Source organism: Corynebacterium sp. NML98-0116 (genome assembly GCF_001767255.1).
Taxonomy (GTDB): Bacteria; Actinomycetota; Actinomycetes; order Mycobacteriales; family Mycobacteriaceae; genus Corynebacterium; species Corynebacterium pseudogenitalium.
Map to the genome: position 1 here is coordinate 62,847 of NZ_CP017639.1, position 18,792 is coordinate 81,638.

An 18,792-nucleotide genomic window follows, 5' to 3' on the forward strand; every position below is an offset into this window, starting at 1 on the left:
CGGGGAACCTGATGGTTCAGGTTCTTCAAGAGTTTGACGCTGCGTCGCGCGCTTTGGTTCCATCGCGTCTTTGACTAGCTAGGCGTGGGTTAGTATTTCGGTATGCTTACCCGCTTTGAAGTTGATGGGTTTAAGAACCTGCGCAACCTAGCTATCGACCTCGGCCCATACACCTGTGTCGCCGGGGCGAATGCTATTGGTAAATCTAATCTTTTCGACGCTCTCCAGTTCCTAGCGCTCACTGGGTCGCGGACGTTGAATGAGGCTGCCATCAAGATCCGGGGTAATGGCGGGGACGTGCGCGATATTTTCGCGCCGGGTGGCAAGATGTCGTTTGCTGCAGAGATGATTACGGAGAAGGAGTTTGAGGATTCCTTCGGCAAGTCGATTACTGCTGATCAGACGTATCTCCGGTATGAAGTTGATCTTGAGCTGCGGGACGTGACTGTTGGTAACAATAGGAATGTTTCCAGCATTGTTGTTACGCGTGAGGAGCTAAAACCGCTCACGAAGGCGGATGCTCGAGAGAAGCTGGGTTGGGCAAAGAAAAGCTTTGTTGAGTCTGCGATCATGGGCGGACGTCGAAAAGCGTTTATTGAGACGAGTGAGCAGGAACGACAAATCCATGTGCGGCATGGAAGTCAGGGAAGGCCGTCGTTGGTGTCGCTGAGCGGGGATGCGCCGGCCCGTACTGCTCTGTCGGTGTATGGGCAGCAGGACCAGTATCCAGTGATTATGGCGGCGCGCCGGGAGCTGGATGCGTGGATGTACCTTTCCCTTGAGCCGAGTGCCATGCGCGCGCCGAGCGAGGCGTTGGCTCCCGACTTTATTAGTGCGAAGGGCGGGAACCTGCCGAAGACGCTGGACCGTCTTGTGGGGCAGTCGCCGGATCATGATGTGCTTGCGGAGCTTGCTGATGTCGTCGGAGATCTTGTCGATGTACGCAGCGTTACGGTGGACTTTGACGAGGCACGCCAGGTGTTTACGCTGCAGGCGCAGGTCGGTAATGGCGGTGTGGTGTCTGCCCGTTCTCTTTCTGACGGGACGCTGCGCTTCCTGGTCCTAGGCACGATCTTGCTTGACTCCGGTGGGAGCCGCCTGATCTGCTTCGAAGAGCCCGAGAACGGCATTCACCCGTTAAAGATCCAGGCGATGTATTGGCTGTTGCACGATTTGAGCGTGGACCCTGAGGAAGCAATCGGGTCGGAGAATCCGCTTCGTCAGGTCATCGTGAATACCCATTCACCAGCATTTTTAGCGCTGCACAAGGACAATTTTGACGAGCTGTTGCTGGGGTCGAAGGATCCGATGAATGGCTCGCTGGTCCTCACCCCGGTGGTGGCGGAGGGGAGCTGGAGGAAGTCGAAGGTGAAGGCTTCGGCTGCGAACGTTGAGGAGCTTCTTCGCGAGTCGTTCCCGGAGCTCAGCTTCCGTGAGCTCTTTGTGGCAGACGATGAGGGGGATCGATGAGTAGGCCACTGTATTGTTTGCTCGTTCGCGAGGCGTCCGAAGAGGTCAGCCCGGAGTTCGCGGTTGTTCCCGTTGTGCCGGTGAAAATGACTGAGGCGTGGGTGCTCCACGCACTGCACAGTCCGCAGTATCAGGCACAGCTGGGGATCAACATTCCTGCGAAGGATCTGCCAGCCAGGAAAACTATCCCGAATATTGCGGCGAAGGATCGGCTAAAACAGCTTCACGACGCCCACTTCGCCACCCGCGGGCGCCGAAAGCGAAAGCACGATTCCCGCTTCACGACGGACCGGTCCCGTTGGGTCGAGGCACTCACCAATGTGAGCTTCTTGGAGGGGTGCGAGTCCTTCGAGCGCTTGCGCGACGAGATCCTCAGCGCACAAACAGGCCTCTAGCCTCACTCCCTCCCGATGGGACACCACATTCCCTCCTTGGCACCCGACCCCCTCGGCGTTTCCCCAGGTCGCCAACGCCACGAGAGGGAATTTGGTGCGCTCCCCCTCACCCCAGTGCCAAAGGACGCAACCCCCTCTTCGTGACCTGGGCTTTTACCCCCTCTTCAAACAGGAATTGCGTCCTTTGGCACTCGCCCCCCCCAAAAAAATTAGATCTCGAACCCCTGCCGCCGCGCGACATCGAGGGACCCGTCCTGTGGCATGGCGTGCGTCGGCAACCCTGCGCGGACTTGGCGGAAGAAGTTGTCGGACCTGCGGTTGGCGTCTCGGAGGTCGTAGTAGGTGGTCATCTCCTGGTCGTATTCCCCCAGCGCCTCCTCCCAGCTCGCGGGGGCCTGGTAGGTGTTTTTCATGACGCGCAGCCGCGCCGGGATGCGTGGTTTGAATTGTGGGTCTTGGGCGGGCCACCCTAGGGTCAGCCCGACGACCGGGAAGGTAAAGCGTGGCAGTTCCAGCAGGTCAACCACGGCTTGCAGGTCGTTGTGGATGTTGCCGAGGTAGTTGGCTCCCATCCCGAGTGACTCCGCCGCGTTGACGACGTTTTGGGCCATGAGGCAGGCGTCGGTAAATCCTTCGACGAAAGGGCGGGTGTGCCCGGCGGCTGAGGGGTCCTCCAACAGCGCCGCGTTGCGCGCGGTGTCGACGATGAAGAGCAGGTAGACGGGCGCGCGCCCGACGTATTCCTGCTACCCGATCTCGGCCAACCGCCGCTGCTTGTCGGCGTCGGTGACGTGGATGATGCTGGCTTGCTGCAGGCCGCGCGAGCTCGCTGTGCGCATCGCGACCTCGAAGAGCTGGTCCAGCACCTCCTTATCGACGCCCCTCCGCTCAAACTCGCGGATCGTCCTGTGCTGTAGCTGGTGTTCGATGGTGTGGTTCATGCCCACACGGTACTTGAAATCGGCTACCCGAGCTCCTCCCGAAGCACATCGCGCACGATTTCGGCGACGTGCTGCGCCTGGGTGCCCGTGCCCTGCTCGACTTGGGTGCGGCAGGAGAATCCGTCGGCGACGACGGGCCCGTCGTGTTCCCTCACGCGCGGGAACAGCTCGCGTTCTCCCAGCTCCAGGGACATTTCGGCGTGGCCGTCTTCGAAGCCCCAGTTACCGGCGAGGCCGCAGCACCCGGTTTGGATCTGTTCCTCGTCGTAGCCGAGCGCCGCCAGGATCAGGGAGGACTGCTGCGGGTCGCCGAGTGACTTCTCGTGGCAGTGCACCTGGGTGAGGATGCTGCCGCTGTGCTTGCGCACCTTGCCCTCGGTGACGAGCGCTTGGATTTTCGGGGCGACGATTTCGGCGAAGGTGTGGGTGGCTTCGGCGAGTTCGCGGACGGCGGGGTCGGCGGTTTGGGTGGTGGCGTCGTGTTGCAGCATGACGGTGCACGACGGCTCCAGCGCGACAACCTGCAGCTCTTGGTCGAGGTACGGCTTGAGCACGTGCGCGGAGTGCTCGAGCACGCGCCGCGTCATCGCGAGTTGGCCGGTGGAGTGCCAGGTCAGGCCGCAGCAGACGAAGCCGTCGGGGATGATGACTTCGTAGCCGAGCATCTCCAGCGTTTCGACGGCCGCTCGCGCCGGGCCGGTGTTGAGTTTGTTGTTGAAGCTGTCTGGCCACAGCACAATCCGCTCACGCGAAGCTCCCGAACCAGCAGCACCCGAACGCTTCCGCGCCCACTTCTGCAGCGACTCCGGCGCGAAGCTGATGAGCGGCCGCCCGGTGTCCACGCCGCCGAGTTTCGCGACGGCCGTCGAGACGCCGGGGGCGTGGAGGGCCCAGTTCGTGATGCGCGGTACGAGCGGGAGTTTGTGGGCGATGTGGCTGAGGATTGGCAGCCAGCCCATGAGGTAGTGCACGCGTGGGCGGACGGGGCCGGCGTAGTGGTCGTTGAGGAACTCTGCTTTGTAGGTGGCCATGTCCACGTTGACGGGGCACTCGGAGGCGCACGCTTTGCAGGAGAGGCACAGGTCGAGGGCAGTGGTGGCGTCGTCACCTGTGATGGTTTCGCCGCGGAAGAGTTCGGAGAGGATGCGGGCGCGGCCGCGGGTGGAGTGGATTTCGTCGTGGGTGATTTGGAAGGAGGGGCACATGGAGCCGTCCATGGAGCGGCAGGCGGAGACGCCGACGCAGCGGTTGACGGCGTCGGTGAAGCTGCCGTTGTCGCGTGGGAAGAGTTGGACGGGTGTGATTTCGTGGGTGCGTTGGGCGGGTTCCATGCGCAGGCCGTCGGTGACGGCGTCGGCCCAGACGAGGACGCCGGGGTTCATGATGCGTTGCGGGTCGAAGAGCAGTTTGAATTCTTCGAAGATGGCGCGCATTTCGGGGCTGTACATGGTGTGCAGCAGGGATGAGCGTGCGCGGCCGTCGCCGTGTTCGCCGGACAGGGACCCGCCATGCTTGGTGACGAGTGTGGCGGCGTCGTTCATGAAGTTGTTGAAGTTGGTGATGCCCTCTGTTGAGTGGAAGTCAAAACTGATGCGGACGTGGACGCAGCCTTCGCCGAAGTGGCCAAATGGGATGCCGCGGTAGCCGTAGGTGTCCATGAGGTCGTAGAGTCCGCGCAGGTAGCTGGCCAGGTTTTCGGGCGGTACGGCGGAGTCTTCCCAGTTGGGCCAGGCTTCGCCGCCGTCGGGGAGGCGGGTGACGGTGCCTGCGGATGCTTCGCGGATGCGCCACAGCGCGCGGGCTTCGGCGTGGTCGCTGACCACGACGGCCCCGGTGTGTTCGACGGTGGAGGTGAGCGCTTCGGCGGCGGCGATGGCTTCCTCGAGGGTGTCGCCTTCGGTTTCGCAGTAGAGCCAGCCGCCGGCGTGGGGTTGGCCGGGGAGGTTCTCGCCGGCGTGTTCTTGCCCGTTTTTGCTGCGCAGCGCGTCGAGGAGGTCGCCGCCCATGCCTTCGATGGTGGCCACACCGGGTTGGCGCAGTTTGGGGGCGGCGTCGGCGGCGGCGAAGACGTCCGCGAAGGAGAGCACGGCCAGCGCGGTGTACTTCGGCTTATCGACGAGCCTCACGGTCATCCGCGTAATCACCCCGAGGGTGCCTTCGGACCCGGCGATGGCTTTGGCCATGTCGCTGCCCAGGTAGTGCAGCCCGTACCCGGAGACCTGGCGGGGGAAGCGCCCGAGTTCCCGCTGGATCAGTTCCTGGTTTCGGGTGTAGAGGTCGGAGAGGGCGTCGTGAAGTGTGGGGTCGTCGCAGCCGTCGGCGCTGAAGGTGACTTCCCTGCCGTCGGCGAGGGCGAGTGTGATGTCGACGAGGTTGTCGGCGGAGGTGCCGTAGGCGACGGAGTGGGAGCCGCAGGCGTTGTTGGCCACCATGCCGCCGATGGTGCAGCGGGAGTGGGTGGAGGGGTCGGGGCCGTAGGTCAGGCCGTGGGGTGCGGCGGCGTCGCGGAGTTGGTCGCAGATGACGCCGGGTTCCACGGTGGCCGTTTTGGCCTCGGGGTCGATGTTGAGGATGCGGTTGAAGTAGCGGGAGGTGTCGATGACCAGGCCGTCGCCGATGGCGTTGCCCGCCACGGAGGATCCACCACCACGCCCCACGATGGACCAGCCGCGTTCGCGTGCGTAGGCGATGCCGTCGAGCACGTCTTGTGCGCTGCTGGGTTCGAGTACTGCCGCCGGGACGCGTCGGAAGAGTGATGCGTCAGAGGAGTAGGCGGCCCGGGTTGGCATGTCTTTGCGGAGCTTGGCCCGGATGGCGTGTGGCGTGGTGTTCATGCGTGTCCTCTATTATTCTGCGCTGTTTTCGTCGCGGTGCTCGTGGAACTGCACTTCTTTGTCGCGTTTGCGTTGTTCGCGTTGTGCTCGGAGCGCTTCTGGGCGGTAGCCGAGCACGAATGCGGATACTGCACAAAGTGTAGCTGCGCCGAAGACCCATGGCGCGAGCGCCGCTTTGGCGCCGGTGATGGTGTCGCCGCTGCCGGTGACAAGACCGACTGCCTGAATGCCGACGAGTGCGAGTCCGCCGAGGAGGAACGCGGCGAGGAAGAGGTAGAACAGGATGTAGAAGAGCTTGAAGATTGGGTTCATGGTTTTACGCTCCTGGTACGTAGACGGGGACCAGTCCCATGCCGACGAGCCACGCCAGCAGGATCATCGGCAGGACAAAGTAGATGATGAGCGGGATGAACATCTTGGTCGGGTTGGCTTCCGCCATCGCGGCCGAGAGGTAGATCGGCGCGCCCACGGGTGGCGACGCCCCCTCCGTCGAGGTGCATAGCAGGGTGACGACGATCGCTACCGTCGGGTCGATGCCTACCGCGGTGAGCGCCGCGACTGCCGGGGCACCGATGGCGGCTGCCGTCGCAGTGGAAGACAGTGGGGTTGCCACGACGACGGCGAGCACGCCGACGACGAGGATCATGACCCACTTCGGCAGGTCCATTGCCCCAAGCGTGTTGGAGAGCTGGTCGCCCACACCGAGTTCCTCCATGATGGACGCGGCCGCGAGCGCTGCGAACAGCGAGATGCCGACGGTGGCGAAGCTTGGTAGGTCACGGACGATTTGCGCCCTGAACTGGGCGTTGTTGCGGCGGATGCGGCCGGCGCCCTCGATGAGGGCGATGAGCGTGATCAACACCGGAACCCACACGATGATGGAGATGGCCTTGATGCCGTCCTCGCCGACGCCGGTGGAGTTCTTGAACCAGTTGGCCAGCGGGCCGATGGTGAGCAGCACCGGGATGATGATGCCGAGGAAGATCGACGGCGAGCGCCACCCCTGCGCCCACGCTTGCCCGAACGGCACGATCTGCTCCTTCGGGGTCTTGGGGATGCGGTCCTTCTTGGTCCAGAAGAACACGACCGCCAGGCGGTACAGCACCGCGTACGCGCCGGCGGAGGCCAGCGCCACGTACACCTGGCTTGCCGACGCCGCCGCAGCCGCCGGCATCGCCAGAATGATGAACATGGTGGAGTTCGGCGGCAGCGCCACGCCCAGGCCGGAGTTACCGGCGACGAGGGTCGCTGCCCTGTTGGAGGAGAACCCGGTCTGCTTCATCCACGGAATCGTCACGGAGCCGACCGTGGCGGAGTTGCCAGCGGTCGAGCCCGCGATGAGCCCCATCATCGCTGAGGCCAGGGTGGACACGTAGCCCGCCCCGCCGCGCAGCCGGCCGAAGATCGAGTTCAGGATGGTAATCAACCTGTCGATCAAGCCCGTCGACTGCACAATGATCCCCATGAACACGAACGCCATACCTGCGAACGTGACCTCCGAGGAGACGGCCTTTTTAATTCCCAGCCACAGCAGTTCTGGCGCCCTCGTTCCGCCGACGAGCGCCACGCCGACCAGGCCGATCAGCAGCGCCTCTGCAATATTGCGCTTGAGCAGCACATTGAACACAACGGTGATCGCGATGAACACTATCAACGCAACGATGCCCATGTTCACTCCCTTCAACTCCAATTAGTGACGCGGCACACATTACGCGCTGCATGTTGCTGTAGCTACAAAATCCAACTAATTATCGACGCCCCTCCTCCCCCATCAACGCAAAAACCCGGGCGGGTGCGTTGTTGCACTCGCCCGGGTTTGACCCCCAGTAGCGGTAATCCCTACTTTGCCGGGACGTTCAGTTCCGCCAGGTCAGAGCCGTCCGGGTTATCGATGCTGATCTCCCACTGCAGCGCGCCATTGTCTTCGTCGAGCTCCGCCGAGTCCAGGATGCCGTCGTGCTGGCCCAGTGCCTCCTTGATCGCGTCCTCGATCGCCACGGTGGCCTGGCCCGCCTTCGCGACGTCCTCAGCGTCCTGCTCGGACTCCTTTTCCATCACGTGGTTGCCGTCGACATGCAGCTCGACGATCTTGTCCTCTGCCGCGACCTTGACCTCGAAGGCGTTGGTGTTGTCCTCGCGGTCGATGGCAATGACGGTGCCGAATGGGCGCGCCGCCTCAATCGCGTCGTACGCGGCGTCATTGGTGGCCTCGCCCGCGCTTTCCGACGCCGCAGCCGTGGTCGTCGTCGCCACCGTGGTCTCCGGAGCCTCCGTCACGGTCTTCGTCGCTGGTGCCTCGTCCGTGCCGTTCGAGCAGCCTGCGAGCAGTGCCGCCGCGGCCAAGACTGTCAGTGTGCGTTTCATGATTGCTCCTTCGTTCGGGTTCAGAAAGCCCCCACCGTACCCGTTTTGGAGGTAGAGTGTCGCACAACAAAGGTTCACAAACGCGGAGGAAATTCACCATGACCGATGTGGAAAAGATTGAGCGCGACACGCTTCTACCTGCATATTTCGGAGAGTTCGGCGGGCAGTACGTGCCCGAGCCGCTCTACCCGGTGCTCGATCAGCTGGAGCGCGCCTTCGTCGAGGCCCGCGAGGACAAGGAGTTTCTCGACGAGCTTTCGCGCCTCCAAGCGAAGTTCCTCGGCCGGCCGACCCCGGTCTACGAATGTGCCAACCTGCCGAGGGTGGGAGCGTCGAAAATTTTCCTGAAGCGTGAGGACCTCGCGCACGGCGGCGCCCACAAGGGCAACCAGGTGCTGGCGCAGGCGCTGATCGCGAAGCGGTTGGGTAAGAACCGCCTCATCGCAGAGACCGGCGCCGGCCAGCACGGCACCGCCACCGCCATGGTCGCAGCACTGATGGGGATGGAGTGCACGATCTACATGGGCGCGCAGGACGTCGCCCGCCAGCAGCCGAACGTGCGCCGCATGCGCCTGATGGGCGCGACTGTCGTCCCCGTAACTAACGACGCCGGCGGCTCCATGTCCAACGCCATCGACATCGCCCTGCAGGACTGGGTCGAGCACATCGACTCCACTCACTACGTCCTCGGCTCCGCTTGCGGCCCCCACCCATTCCCGACCCTGGTCAAGGAGTTCCAGTCCGTCATCTCCCGCGAGTCCCGCCAGCAGATGCTCGAGGACACCGGCCGACTTCCCGACGCCGTCATTGCCGCCGTCGGCGGCGGCTCCAACGCCATCGGCGCCTTCGCCGAATACCTGAAGGACGAGCCCGGCAACGCCGACGTGAAACTCATCGGCGTCGAACCCGCCGGCGAGGGCCTGGACACCGACCGCCACGGCGCACCACTCAACCACGGCAAGCTGGGCATCCTGCACGGCTCCCGCTCCTACATCGTCACTGGTCAGGACGGCGAAGTCCTCCCTGAGTCCTTCTCCGTCTCCGCCGGCCTGGACTACCCAGGCGTCGGCCCCGAGCACGCCTACCTCCGCGAGATCGGCCGCGCCCAATACGTCGCCGTCACCGACGAGGACGCCCTCCAGGCCTTCCGCCTGCTCTCCCGCTACGAGGGCATCATTCCCGCCCTCGAGTCGTCCCACGCCCTGGCCTACGCCCTGAAGCTCGCCGAAGTCGCCGACGCCGACGGCCACGAGCTCAACCTGCTGGTCAACCTGTCCGGCCGCGGCGACAAGGACCTCGACTACGTCTACAACATCCTCGGCGACCAACTCTTCGAGGATCCCGAGCAGGCCCCCATCGGCGACCTCCACATCAGCGAAGTCCTCGCCTCCATGACGAGCTCCTCCAACGAGCGCGAGGCCGGCCACACCGTCGCCCACTAGTTTTGGGTTGCTTGCTGTGACGTTTGGGCCCCTTCGCTCCTAGCGTGGGGCCCTTTTCTTTACTTTTGGCGTGCCTGTGTGCTGCCTGTGCGGGGCCTGTGCACCACTTTCGCTTTTGGCGTTGCGACGACCTGGGCTTTTCCGCCCGCCCCCTCCCGAAATCCTGGAATTTGGTGCACACTCCCTCACGGCAGTGCCAAAGGACGCAATTCCATCTGCCAGATCCGGCAAAAGCCCAGGTCGTGAAAAAGGGGTTACGTCCTTTGGCACTCACCCTGCCCGCGAAGACACCACATTCCTTCCCGCCCAACCTGCGACCTGGTCTTTTGCCCAGGCGCCCTCCCGAAATCCTGGAATCTGGTGCGTCCAACCCCTCACCAACGCAAAAACCCGCACCCCCTGCCACGAAAGCTAGGGGTGCGGGCTCAAACCCATTTGCAATTATGCCCGTGGAAGGACTGCGAGCGGTAGTACGTCGAAGCCGGTGGCAACGCCGTTGTTCTCGTCGCGGAACCACGTGCGGATTTGGTTGATCAACTGCATCATGTGGGTCCCTCCTTTCAAAGTGTGAAGGTTGTTAACCTTCTGTTCACGTTGAGGTAACTCTAGGGCCACAAAATTAGTTTGTCAACACCCACTATTGGCGTGTCGCAGGTATTTCTGGAACGAGTCCCGGTGGCCAGCACACTCATTTCCCCAGGCTTGAACCCAAGGGCAACAACTCGTCTATAGTGGGATCTGACATGAAGCCACCCAACGCCTCCATGTCAGCGTAAAGGCGAAGCCCCTCACCCGCCGGCAAGCAAAGTGAAGGGCTTCGTGAGACTAGTTAGTTGGCCGCTAACGCCCCGAAGGTCCGGAACGTAATTGCACCGATTGCTTTCCGGGCCCTTCCCTCATTCTCGTGCAATCAGGCTCTGCGGTTGAACCGTAGAAATACCCCCAACCCATTCAACGCGTGCGCTTAGAAGCGTGCGATGCAGGTCGCTCATTCGCACTGGCCTGGGTCGATTTTCGGCGACCAGCGTCGCACTCCTTTAGCACCTCGACCGAAACGAAAACAACCCGAAAAACCTACAGGAACGGGTACGGGTCCCACCCGGTGAAGTATTCGATCCGTTCGCGCGCGATCAGCAAAATGGCGGCGACCACGGCGACCAGCACGATCGCCAAAAAGACCCAGCCAACGACCCGCCGCACTCCGCTCGCCGCCGTGCCGTCTTCGGCTGGGGACAGGAAGTGGATGCTCAACGAAAACAGGGTGGGCAGCCCGGCGCCGAGGAGCAGGCCTACGCCGAGGACCATGAGTAGTGATTTCAGCATTGGTGTCTCCTATTTGCCCAGGTGGTGGTTGAGGCCGTGGGTGGTGTCGACGATGTGCGCGGGTCCGGTCGGGCCGGTTTCGGGGCCTTCGGGGCCGTCGATTGGGTCCCAGTCGTCGTTGACGTTGTCGCGGTGTACGGGCTGCAGTTGCGCGCGGTAGAACATGTAGCCGCCGCCGATTGCGAGGATGACGGTGAGGAGGATGCCGCCCCAGACGAGGTCGCCCCCAATTGTCGACGCCCACTTCGCCACCCACCACGTGACGAAGGAGATGGCTGCCGCGATCGGCAGTGTGGTGATCCAGGCGAGTGCCATCCTTCCGGCGACTCCCCAGCGCACTTCACCTTTCGGGCCCGTCAGGCCTGAGCCCATGATGGATCCGGTGGCGACGTGGGTCGTCGATAGTGCCATGCCGAGGTGGGAGGAGGTCAGGATGATTGCTGCGGACGATGTTTCCGCGGCGAGGCCTTGTGGCGGGTGGATCTCGACGAGCCCTTTGCCCAGCGTGCGGATGACGCGGAATCCGCCCGAGTAGGTGCCGATGGCGATGGCCAGGGCGCACGCTGCTTGGATCCAGAAGGGCATGGTGTGGTCGGCGTCGAATTGCCCGGCGGCGACCATGGCGAGGAAGATGACGCCCATGGTTTTTTGGGCGTCGGACGTGCCGTGTGCGAGCGCGACGAGCGACGCGGTGCCGACCTGCCCCCAGCGGAAGTAGGTGTCGCGGTGTTCGTGTTCGGCGTTGGCGGTGAGTCGGTAGACCAGCCACGTCGCGACGGCCGCGATGATCCCCGCGACGAACGGCGCGAACACGGCCGGCAGGATGATTTTGTCCAGGACGCCTTCCCAGACGACGCCTCCCCAGCCAATCGCCGCGATCGCAGCACCGATCAGCCCACCGAACAGCGCATGCGAAGACGATGATGGAATCCCGTACAGCCACGTGAACAGGTTCCACATGATGGCACCGGTCAGCCCGGCGAACACCACGAGCAGCAGCTTCTCGGATTCGATGGTGTTGGACAGGTCGAACCCGTCCAACTTCACGATGCCACTCGCCACCGTCTTCGCCACCGCCACCGACAGGAACGCACCTATTAAATTAAGGACGCCCGCGAGCGCCACCGCCGTTTTCGGCTTGAGCGCCCCCGTCGCGATGGATGTGGCCATCGCGTTCGCCGTGTCGTGAAAACCGTTCGTGAAGTCGAAGAACAGTGCCACAGCGATAATCAGAATCAGAAGGATAGTGATACTCACAACGTCGAATTATTCCCCTCTCCAGCGCGGAATGAAACTCTTTTCCACTTTTTACCTATTGTTCACCTCCCACCAGGCCTTTTCCCAGAGCGTCCGCCGGTTGTTCACCTTCTGGGGGCTGGCGTGGGGGTGTGTTCGTGTTAGAGTCTGTGCCAATGAGGACACGCCGAGGTTGGGGAGGTGTACCGTGAACGATTCCGCTGCGTACGTTCCGTTTCCGACGTTTGCTGAGTGGTCCAACCAGGCGAATGGGCATGGGGCGTTTGAGCGACTTGCTGCCGAGTTTCGGTGTTTTGGGGCGGAGCAGCGTGCCCGCTATTCGCGTGAGTCGACGCGCTTTGCTGCCGTCGATACGAATGCGATTGAGGGGGTGTTTCGTTCGGATCGTGGTTTTACGTATTCCGTGGCGAAGCAGGCGCATGGTTGGGAATCGGCGATGGAGGAGCGCGGTGTCCATGTGCGGCCGTCGTTTGAAGCGGCGATGGACGGCTACAACCTGGCGCTTGATGTGGCTACGGGCCGTTGGCCGTTGACGGAGGCGTTGATCCGTCGCCTGCACGAAACGATCATGGCGAGCCAGAAGCAGCCGCTGCAGCGTGGCGTGTATAAGTCGCAGCAGAATTCCCCGGTGCGTCCGGATGGTTCGCAGCACGTGTACGCGTCCCCGGAGGAGACGCCGAGTGAGATGCAGCGCCTGGTGGAGCAGTGCCGTTTGGATGAGTTTGTGGCGGCGCATCCGGTGGTGCAGGCGTCGTATGTGCATTATGCGTTTGTGTGCGTGCACCCGTTTGCTGATGGCAATGGGCGTGTGGCGCGCGCGTTGGCGTCGGTGTTTTTGTACCGGGATCCCGGCATCCCCCTCGTCATTTTCGACGACCAAAAGCACCACTACTACGACGCCCTCGAGAGCGCCGATGCGGGTGTGTTCCGCCCGTTCATTGACTTCATTGAGCAGCGGGCGATTGACACGATGAACGTCGCGATGGTCGAACTCGGCGGCACGGATGACGTCGATTCCGCCCTCGCTGACCTCGGCGATGCCTCCGCGCTCCGCCTCGCGGACATGGTGTTCACGGAGCTCGAGCGCCAGTTCGGTGCACTCCAGCACCCTCTTTTCGACGCCACCATCGCCCGTACCTGCACCACTCCAACCTGCGCCGATACCGGCTACCTCCCCGTCATTTCCGACGCCGACGGCTTTTCCTTCTCCCTCACGCCAACCTCATCTTCCGGCTCCCAGGTGACCGCGAACTTTAGCGTGTTCGCCAACCCGCAGGCCACCGATCGCCCCGAATACATCGTGGCTTGTACGTATGCGCAGCCATCCGGCCGCCCTGGCCCGCGAAACCTGGAAGTGTTCCGTCGCGAGCTCACCCCGGACATCAGCCTGAGCCTGACTACCCGCATCCGCGCCTGGTCGGCAGTCGTACTCGCCGACGCGGTGCGGGCGTTCAAGGGTTAGCTCGCCCCTGTTAGCTCACCACGGCAACCCCACAAACACGAACGGCACGACCTCTGTGCATTCAAAGCGTTCGATTAGAAGCGTGCGATGCAGGTCGCGCTTTCTCACCCAGCCCGGCCGATTTCCGCTGACCTGCATGGCACTCCTTAAAGCGCACGCTTTTAACCCGGCTCGAAGGGCACCCGAAGTACCAGAGTGGCTAAGAGGGCTTCCTGAACATTAGCTGTGCACCACAATCCCCGACGTGACGGCAGTGGCCTGGGCAAATAGAACGTCGGCAAACAGGAAACCCGGATTTTGGTGCGCCAGGCATTGATAGTCAGTGGAACCCTTATCGCGACGCGCCGTATTTTTGCCGGTCAACGGTCGACTGCTTGTCGACGGCGGCTCCGCCCGCGCCTGCGCCGCGGCTCGGTGACTTCGCCAAAAATAAAAGCCCCCCTCTCGTATGACGCTGTTCTGACGGGAAGCTCGGAGGGGGTTTCTGTCTCCACGAGTATAGGCCATGCGGTGGGCGCCTCGGGAAATGACGCTGACCTCAAGTAGCAGCTATCGTGTGATCGATTCCCGTTGTATCTCGTAGAGAGCGCCTCTAAAAGAGGAATGGGAGTACAGGTAAAAGTATGTTTCGGTGAGAGCACCGGTCATGAGCAGTTACGTGTCGGTTGGACATGATTCGAAAGGTATTTCTTGTGGATTCCTCCAAATATCCGTCAGATGAAGAATTCCTTGCACTGCTGAAATTGACGCGCGAAGAGCTATCCCCAGAACTGACCCCGGTCACCCTGGAATGGATATCCGCCTTGCAATTGGAAACGGAGGGGTTTCTGGCAATCGGTGAGTCCTTGACAGCGAAGCGCCTCGCCTTGTCGCTGATACAGGTTTTAGCAAGATTTGAATACGAATACGGGAACCGCCGTTAATCACGCTGCCAACGTCTAGGGCCCAGCTTCTCGACGCCAGCTCCGCCCCACCGCCTCACCCGCAATTCTGTTCACAAAATCCCGACTCTCAGCGCGATGCCTATCTCCACCCGCCTAAATCCCAACCCACCCAAATCCCTCCCCACCCAAAATCACACATAGAATCAACAGTCATGTGCCCTGACGCGACAGTAACGAACGCCGCCAAGCCCGCAGCCGAGCAAGACCAAACCTTCGCCCCCGGCCTCACGGTCCGGGTCCGGGACGAGTTGTGGCTGATCACGAACGTGACGCAGTCGGCGGACGGGTTTTTGTTGTCGGTGCGCGGCCTGTCGGATTTTGTGCGTGATTCCTCGGCAGCGTTTTATACGGCGATTGACCGTGTTGAGGTGGTGGATCCGGCGGATGTGCGGGTGATTCCGGATCGTTCGCCGGGGTTCCGTACGTCGAGGTTGTGGTTGGAGACGACGTTGCGTCGTACGCCGGTGCCGTTGTTTCAGGAGCAGTTGTCGGTGGCGGATCAGATGTTGTTGGATCCGTTGGATTATCAGTTGGCGGCTGCTCGTAAGGCGTTGAGTAGTGAGAATTTGCGTCCGCGTGTGTTGATTGCGGATGCGGTTGGTTTGGGGAAGACGCTTGAGGTCGGGTTGATTTTGTCGGAGTTGATTCGGCGTGGGCGTGGGGATCGTATTTTGGTGGTGACGCCGAAGCATATTTTGGAGCAGTTCCAGCAGGAGTTGTGGTCGAGGTTTGCGGTTCCGTTGGTGCGGTTGGATTCGTTGGGGATTCAGCGTGTGCGGCAGAAGTTGCCTGGTAGTCGGAATCCGTTTACGTATTTCAATCGTGTGATTGTGTCGATGGATACGTTGAAGTCTCCGAAGTATCGGGCGCAGTTGGAGCGTGTGCGTTGGGATGCTGTCGTGGTGGATGAGATCCATAATGCGACGAATGCGGGGACGCAGAATAATGAGTTGATGCGTACGTTGGCGCCGACGACGGAGGCGTTGTTGTTGGCGTCGGCGACGCCGCATAATGGTTCGTCGGATTCGTTCCGTGAGATTTTGCAGTTGTTGGATCCGTTGTCGGTGCGTCCGGATGGTTCGATTGATGTGTCGGCGGCGGAGCGGTTGATTATTCGGCGGCATCGTCATTCGCCTGAGGTGGCGAGTGTTGTGGGGGCGAAGTGGGCTGAGCGTGCGGAGCCTCGGAATATTTTGGTGGCGGCGTCTCCGGAAGAGAATGCGGTGGCGCGTGAGCTGGATGAGGTGTGGGTGCATCCAAAGGCAGGAAACCCTGCGGGGGATCGGCTGTTTCCGTGGACGTTGGTGAAGGCGTTTTTGTCGTCGCCGGCGGCGTTGGAGGAGACGCTGGTGAACAGGTTGAAGAATGTGCCGTCGGGGTCAGCGGAGGCGCAGTCGTTGGAGCGGTTGCGTGGGTTGAATGCGGGTGTGTCGGCGGGGGCGTCGAATAAGTATCGGCGGTTGTTGGAGTATTTGCGTGAGGTGGGGGTTGGCCCGCGGAAGGCGACTCGTGTGGTGGTGTTTTCGGAGCGTGTGGCTACGTTGCATTGGCTGCGGGAGCATCTGGAGCGGGATTTGAAGATGCCGAAGGGCGCTGTTGCGGTGATGCATGGGCAGTTGTCGGATCAGGAGCAGATGCAGCTTGTGGATGAGTTCAAGCGTGCTGATTCGAAGTTGCGTGTGTTGGTGACGGGTGATGTGGCGTCTGAGGGCGTGAATTTGCATACGTTGTGTCATGATTTGGTGCGTTTTGATATTCCGTGGTCGTTGATCAGGATTCAGCAGCGTAATGGTCGTGTGGATCGGTATGGGCAGGAGCATGCGCCGCAGATTGCGACGTTGTTGCTGGATACTGAGGGTGGGGGCGATGTTGGTGAGGTGAAGGTGCTTGCGCGGTTGGTGGAGCGTGAGTTTGAGGCGAATCGGATTTTGGGGGATGTGGGTTCGTTGATGGGGAAGTACAGTGAGTCGGCTGAGGCGGATGAGATCCGGAAGGTGTTGGAGCGCCAGAAGGAGCTTGATGACGTCGCGTTGGCACCGGAGGCGGTGCAGGATGGCTCGGCGGGGGATTTGGTGGCGCAGATGTTGGCGTCGTTAGCTGCGATGCCTGAGGAGGGTGTGGCTGATGTTGGGGCGCAGCGTCGTTCGTTGTATCCGGCTGAGGTGGGGTATTTGCAGGATGCGTTGAGTGAGGCGTTTCATGGTGCGCCGGAGAAGCCGTTGGAGGCGAATGGGGTGGCGTTTCATGTGCATGGGAATGGGGTGGCGGAGTTGGCGCCGCCGGTTGATTTGCGGCGCAGGTTGGATGTGTTGCCGCAGGATTATTTGGCGGCGCGGAGGGTGAAGGAGTCGTTCCAGTTGGCCACGACGCGGCTGCTTGGGGAGGAGTTGTTGCAGCGTGCCCGTACGGGTGATGAGGGGTCGACGTGGCCGGCGGCGCACTTTTTGGGCCCGTTGCATCCGGTGACGGATTGGGCGACGGATCGTGCGTTGGCGCAGTTGTCGAATGGCAGGATTCCTGCGATGCAGGGTGCGGTGGATGCGCCGACGGTGTTGTTGATGGGCACGTTGACGAATAAGCGTGGCCAGGTGGTGTCGCGTGCGTTTGTGACGGCGGGTCCGGAGTCGTTCCCGGCGACGATTGAGGATCCGGTGGCGTGGCTGCAGGGGGTCGGGTTGACGGTGGATGCGATTAATCCGGGCACGGTTGTGGTGCCGGAGGGTGCGCAGGAGATGATCCGTTCGGCGGTTGAGCAGGCGAAGGGCCAGTTGCAGCCGATGATGGCTGGGGCGAAGGCGGATGCGTCGAGAAGGATTGAGCGTTGGTTGCAGCAGGCGAATGCGTGGGAGGCGGAGAAGGCTGCTGGTTCGACGCATTCGGTGCGGGCTGCGAAGACGGCGAGGTTGTTGGAGCAGGAGAAGGCGTTGGTGGCGTCGTTGCATCCTGATCGTGAGTTGGTGCGTCCGCTTGTTCTTGTGTTGCCGAGGGAGGCCTAAGTTCCATGGCTGTGTTTGATTCGATTGTCAATGTTGAGGAGTGGATTAGTGATTACTACCTCACTACGGACGAGTCGAAGGGTGAGTCGTTTACGAAGCGTGTGAAGGCGCGGACGAATCAGTGGGCGAAGGAGGCGTCGCTGTCGGAGACGCCTGTGGAGCGGCTGAAGCGTGTGCGCGGCGCGTTGCAGTCGGCGTTTGCGCAGGGCGCGCCGACGTCGGCGTTGATCCGCGAGGCCTTCGGTTACGGGGAGCCGCAGGAGTTGACGTTTACGCGCGCGGGGGAGCCGGTGGAGTTCGTGGGCTGGGTTGGCCATGCGGGCACGCTGGTGGTGCTTGAGGCTGATCCGGTGGACAGTGTTGAGGAGGTTGCGCAGGCCAGCAAGGTTGTGGGGGATATTTTTCTTAGCGACGCCCCTCCGGCCTTCATCGTGATCATCGCCGGGAATTGGGTGGTGCTTGCGGAGCGTGAGTTGTGGCCGCTGGGCCGCTATTTGGCTGTGGATCTACAGCTGGTGGTGGAGCGCAATGACACGACGAAGTCGGGTGAGCTGGCGCGTGTCGCGGTGATGCTGGCGCGTGAGGATATTGAGCGCGCTGCGGATGGTACGACGTGGTGGACGGACACGTTGGAGGAGTCGCGTCAGCATGCGGTGAAGGTGTCTGGTGATTTGCGTGATGCGGTGCGTGAGTCGATTGAGTTGATTGGCAATGATGTGCTGCAGCGCCGCCAGGCGCAGGGCCTCCCGCTTGAGGATGTCGACGGCAACGAGCTTGCCCGCCAGGCGCTCCGGTACTTGTACCGCATTCTGTTTTTGTTGTTCGCGGAGGCCTCACCCGAGTTGGGTATTTTGCCGACGGGTAGCCCTGAGTACGTGGCTGGCTACGGTTTGGACCGGCTACGGGATCAGATTCTGACGCCGCCGGTCACCGAGCAGGCGCGCCACGGCACGCATCTTTACGAGTCTCTGCAGGTGCTGTTTGACCAGGTCAACCACGGCCACGATCCGTTTGCGGCAGCGGACGCGGATGAGGATGCGCAGAACCACGGCCTGACGTTCCGCAACCTGGACGCGGACCTGTTCAAGCCGGAGGCCACCGCGCTGATTGACCGCACTGCCCTGTCCAACGAGGCGCTCACGCACGTGCTGCGCAACCTGTTGCTCTCCCGTGAGGCGGCCGGGAAGGACCGCGGGTTCATCTCCTACGCAACGCTCGGTGTCACCGAGTTGGGCCAGGTGTATGAGGGGCTGATGTCCTACCACGGGTTCATCGCGCAGGAAGAACTTTACGAGGTCGCCCCGAAGGGCAAGGCCGAAAAGGGCTCCTAGGTCATCCCTGTCTCCCGCAGCGGTGAAGTTCCC

The 18,792-nt window shown here is 62.1% G+C and carries 13 protein-coding genes and 1 pseudogene; 7 read left to right on the top strand and 7 right to left on the bottom strand.

Annotated features, from left to right (window positions below; all coding sequences use genetic code 11):
* Positions 1-102: 102 nt before the first annotated feature.
* Together BJP05_RS00270 and BJP05_RS00275 are read left to right on the top strand one after the other, a co-directional pair.
* Positions 103-1,470 (top strand): AAA family ATPase, encoded by a 1,368-nt coding sequence (locus tag BJP05_RS00270; protein ID WP_070361661.1) that lies wholly within the window; start codon positions 103-105, stop codon positions 1,468-1,470.
* Positions 1,467-1,865, top strand: a complete 399-nt coding sequence (locus tag BJP05_RS00275; RefSeq protein WP_070361662.1) for a hypothetical protein — start codon at positions 1,467-1,469, stop codon at positions 1,863-1,865. The genes BJP05_RS00270 and BJP05_RS00275 overlap by 4 nt, the downstream gene beginning before the upstream one ends.
* Before the next feature lie 209 nt (positions 1,866-2,074).
* Here the strand turns inward: BJP05_RS00275 and BJP05_RS00280 are convergent.
* The 5 genes and pseudogenes from BJP05_RS00280 to BJP05_RS00300 form a co-directional block, all read right to left on the bottom strand.
* Positions 2,075-2,806, bottom strand: a pseudogene (locus tag BJP05_RS00280) (nitroreductase family protein).
* A gap of 23 nt (positions 2,807-2,829) precedes the next feature.
* Positions 2,830-5,640 carry an FAD-binding and (Fe-S)-binding domain-containing protein gene (locus BJP05_RS00285; protein ID WP_070361663.1) on the bottom strand — a complete coding sequence of 937 codons (2,811 nt, stop codon included), beginning with the start codon at positions 5,638-5,640 and terminating at the stop codon, positions 2,830-2,832.
* Positions 5,641-5,652: 12 nt separating this feature from the next.
* Positions 5,653-5,952, bottom strand: coding sequence for a hypothetical protein (locus BJP05_RS00290; protein WP_070361664.1), 300 nt, complete (start codon positions 5,950-5,952; stop codon positions 5,653-5,655).
* Between the two features lie 4 nt (positions 5,953-5,956).
* The gene (locus BJP05_RS00295; protein ID WP_070361665.1) at positions 5,957-7,309 is read right to left on the bottom strand and encodes a TRAP transporter large permease subunit; all 1,353 of its coding nucleotides are present in this window, start codon (positions 7,307-7,309) and stop codon (positions 5,957-5,959) included.
* A 170-nt stretch (positions 7,310-7,479) separates the two neighbouring features.
* Positions 7,480-8,004, bottom strand: coding sequence for a PepSY domain-containing protein (locus BJP05_RS00300; RefSeq protein WP_084028516.1), 525 nt, complete (start codon positions 8,002-8,004; stop codon positions 7,480-7,482).
* A 98-nt stretch (positions 8,005-8,102) separates the two neighbouring features.
* Between BJP05_RS00300 and trpB the strand changes: the two genes are divergently transcribed.
* The gene (gene trpB / locus BJP05_RS00305) at positions 8,103-9,446 is read left to right on the top strand and encodes a tryptophan synthase subunit beta (protein ID WP_070361666.1); all 1,344 of its coding nucleotides are present in this window, start codon (positions 8,103-8,105) and stop codon (positions 9,444-9,446) included.
* Between the two features lie 1,074 nt (positions 9,447-10,520).
* Here trpB and BJP05_RS00310 read toward each other — a convergent pair.
* Positions 10,521-10,769, bottom strand: a complete 249-nt coding sequence (locus BJP05_RS00310; protein WP_070361667.1) for a hypothetical protein — start codon at positions 10,767-10,769, stop codon at positions 10,521-10,523.
* 9 nt (positions 10,770-10,778) lie between these two features.
* Entirely contained in the window at positions 10,779-12,026 is a 1,248-nt protein-coding gene (locus BJP05_RS00315; protein ID WP_084028517.1) for an inorganic phosphate transporter, read from the bottom strand.
* A 187-nt stretch (positions 12,027-12,213) separates the two neighbouring features.
* On the opposite strand from BJP05_RS00315, the gene BJP05_RS00320 reads away from it, so the two are divergent.
* The 4 genes from BJP05_RS00320 (at position 12,214) to BJP05_RS11420 (ending at position 18,759) form a co-directional block, all read left to right on the top strand.
* Positions 12,214-13,488: a Fic family protein gene (locus BJP05_RS00320; protein WP_070361668.1), complete on the top strand. Its 1,275-nt coding sequence runs from the start codon at positions 12,214-12,216 to the stop codon at positions 13,486-13,488.
* Positions 13,489-14,180: 692 nt separating this feature from the next.
* Complete coding sequence (locus BJP05_RS00325) at positions 14,181-14,411, top strand: hypothetical protein (protein WP_070361669.1); 231 nt, start codon at positions 14,181-14,183, stop codon at positions 14,409-14,411.
* Between the two features lie 173 nt (positions 14,412-14,584).
* Positions 14,585-17,428 (top strand): DEAD/DEAH box helicase, encoded by a 2,844-nt coding sequence (locus BJP05_RS00330; RefSeq protein ID WP_084028519.1) that lies wholly within the window; start codon positions 14,585-14,587, stop codon positions 17,426-17,428.
* A 5-nt stretch (positions 17,429-17,433) separates the two neighbouring features.
* Positions 17,434-18,759: a hypothetical protein gene (locus BJP05_RS11420; RefSeq protein ID WP_240492763.1), complete on the top strand. Its 1,326-nt coding sequence runs from the start codon at positions 17,434-17,436 to the stop codon at positions 18,757-18,759.
* Positions 18,760-18,792: the final 33 nt, after the last annotated feature.

Excerpts from the sequence above, each read along its gene's own strand:
- BJP05_RS00270 (WP_070361661.1), top strand. The coding sequence starts at position 103 with ATGCTTACCCGCTTTGAAGTTGATGGGTTTAAGAACCTGCGCAACCTA.
- BJP05_RS00275 (WP_070361662.1), top strand. The coding sequence starts at position 1,467 with ATGAGTAGGCCACTGTATTGTTTGCTCGTTCGCGAGGCGTCCGAAGAG.
- BJP05_RS00285 (WP_070361663.1), bottom strand. The coding sequence starts at position 5,640 with ATGAACACCACGCCACACGCCATCCGGGCCAAGCTCCGCAAAGACATG.
- BJP05_RS00290 (WP_070361664.1), bottom strand. The coding sequence starts at position 5,952 with ATGAACCCAATCTTCAAGCTCTTCTACATCCTGTTCTACCTCTTCCTC.
- BJP05_RS00295 (WP_070361665.1), bottom strand. The coding sequence starts at position 7,309 with ATGGGCATCGTTGCGTTGATAGTGTTCATCGCGATCACCGTTGTGTTC.
- BJP05_RS00300 (WP_084028516.1), bottom strand. The coding sequence starts at position 8,004 with ATGAAACGCACACTGACAGTCTTGGCCGCGGCGGCACTGCTCGCAGGC.
- trpB (WP_070361666.1), top strand. The coding sequence starts at position 8,103 with ATGACCGATGTGGAAAAGATTGAGCGCGACACGCTTCTACCTGCATAT.
- BJP05_RS00310 (WP_070361667.1), bottom strand. The coding sequence starts at position 10,769 with ATGCTGAAATCACTACTCATGGTCCTCGGCGTAGGCCTGCTCCTCGGC.
- BJP05_RS00330 (WP_084028519.1), top strand. The coding sequence starts at position 14,585 with ATGTGCCCTGACGCGACAGTAACGAACGCCGCCAAGCCCGCAGCCGAG.
- BJP05_RS11420 (WP_240492763.1), top strand. The coding sequence starts at position 17,434 with ATGGCTGTGTTTGATTCGATTGTCAATGTTGAGGAGTGGATTAGTGAT.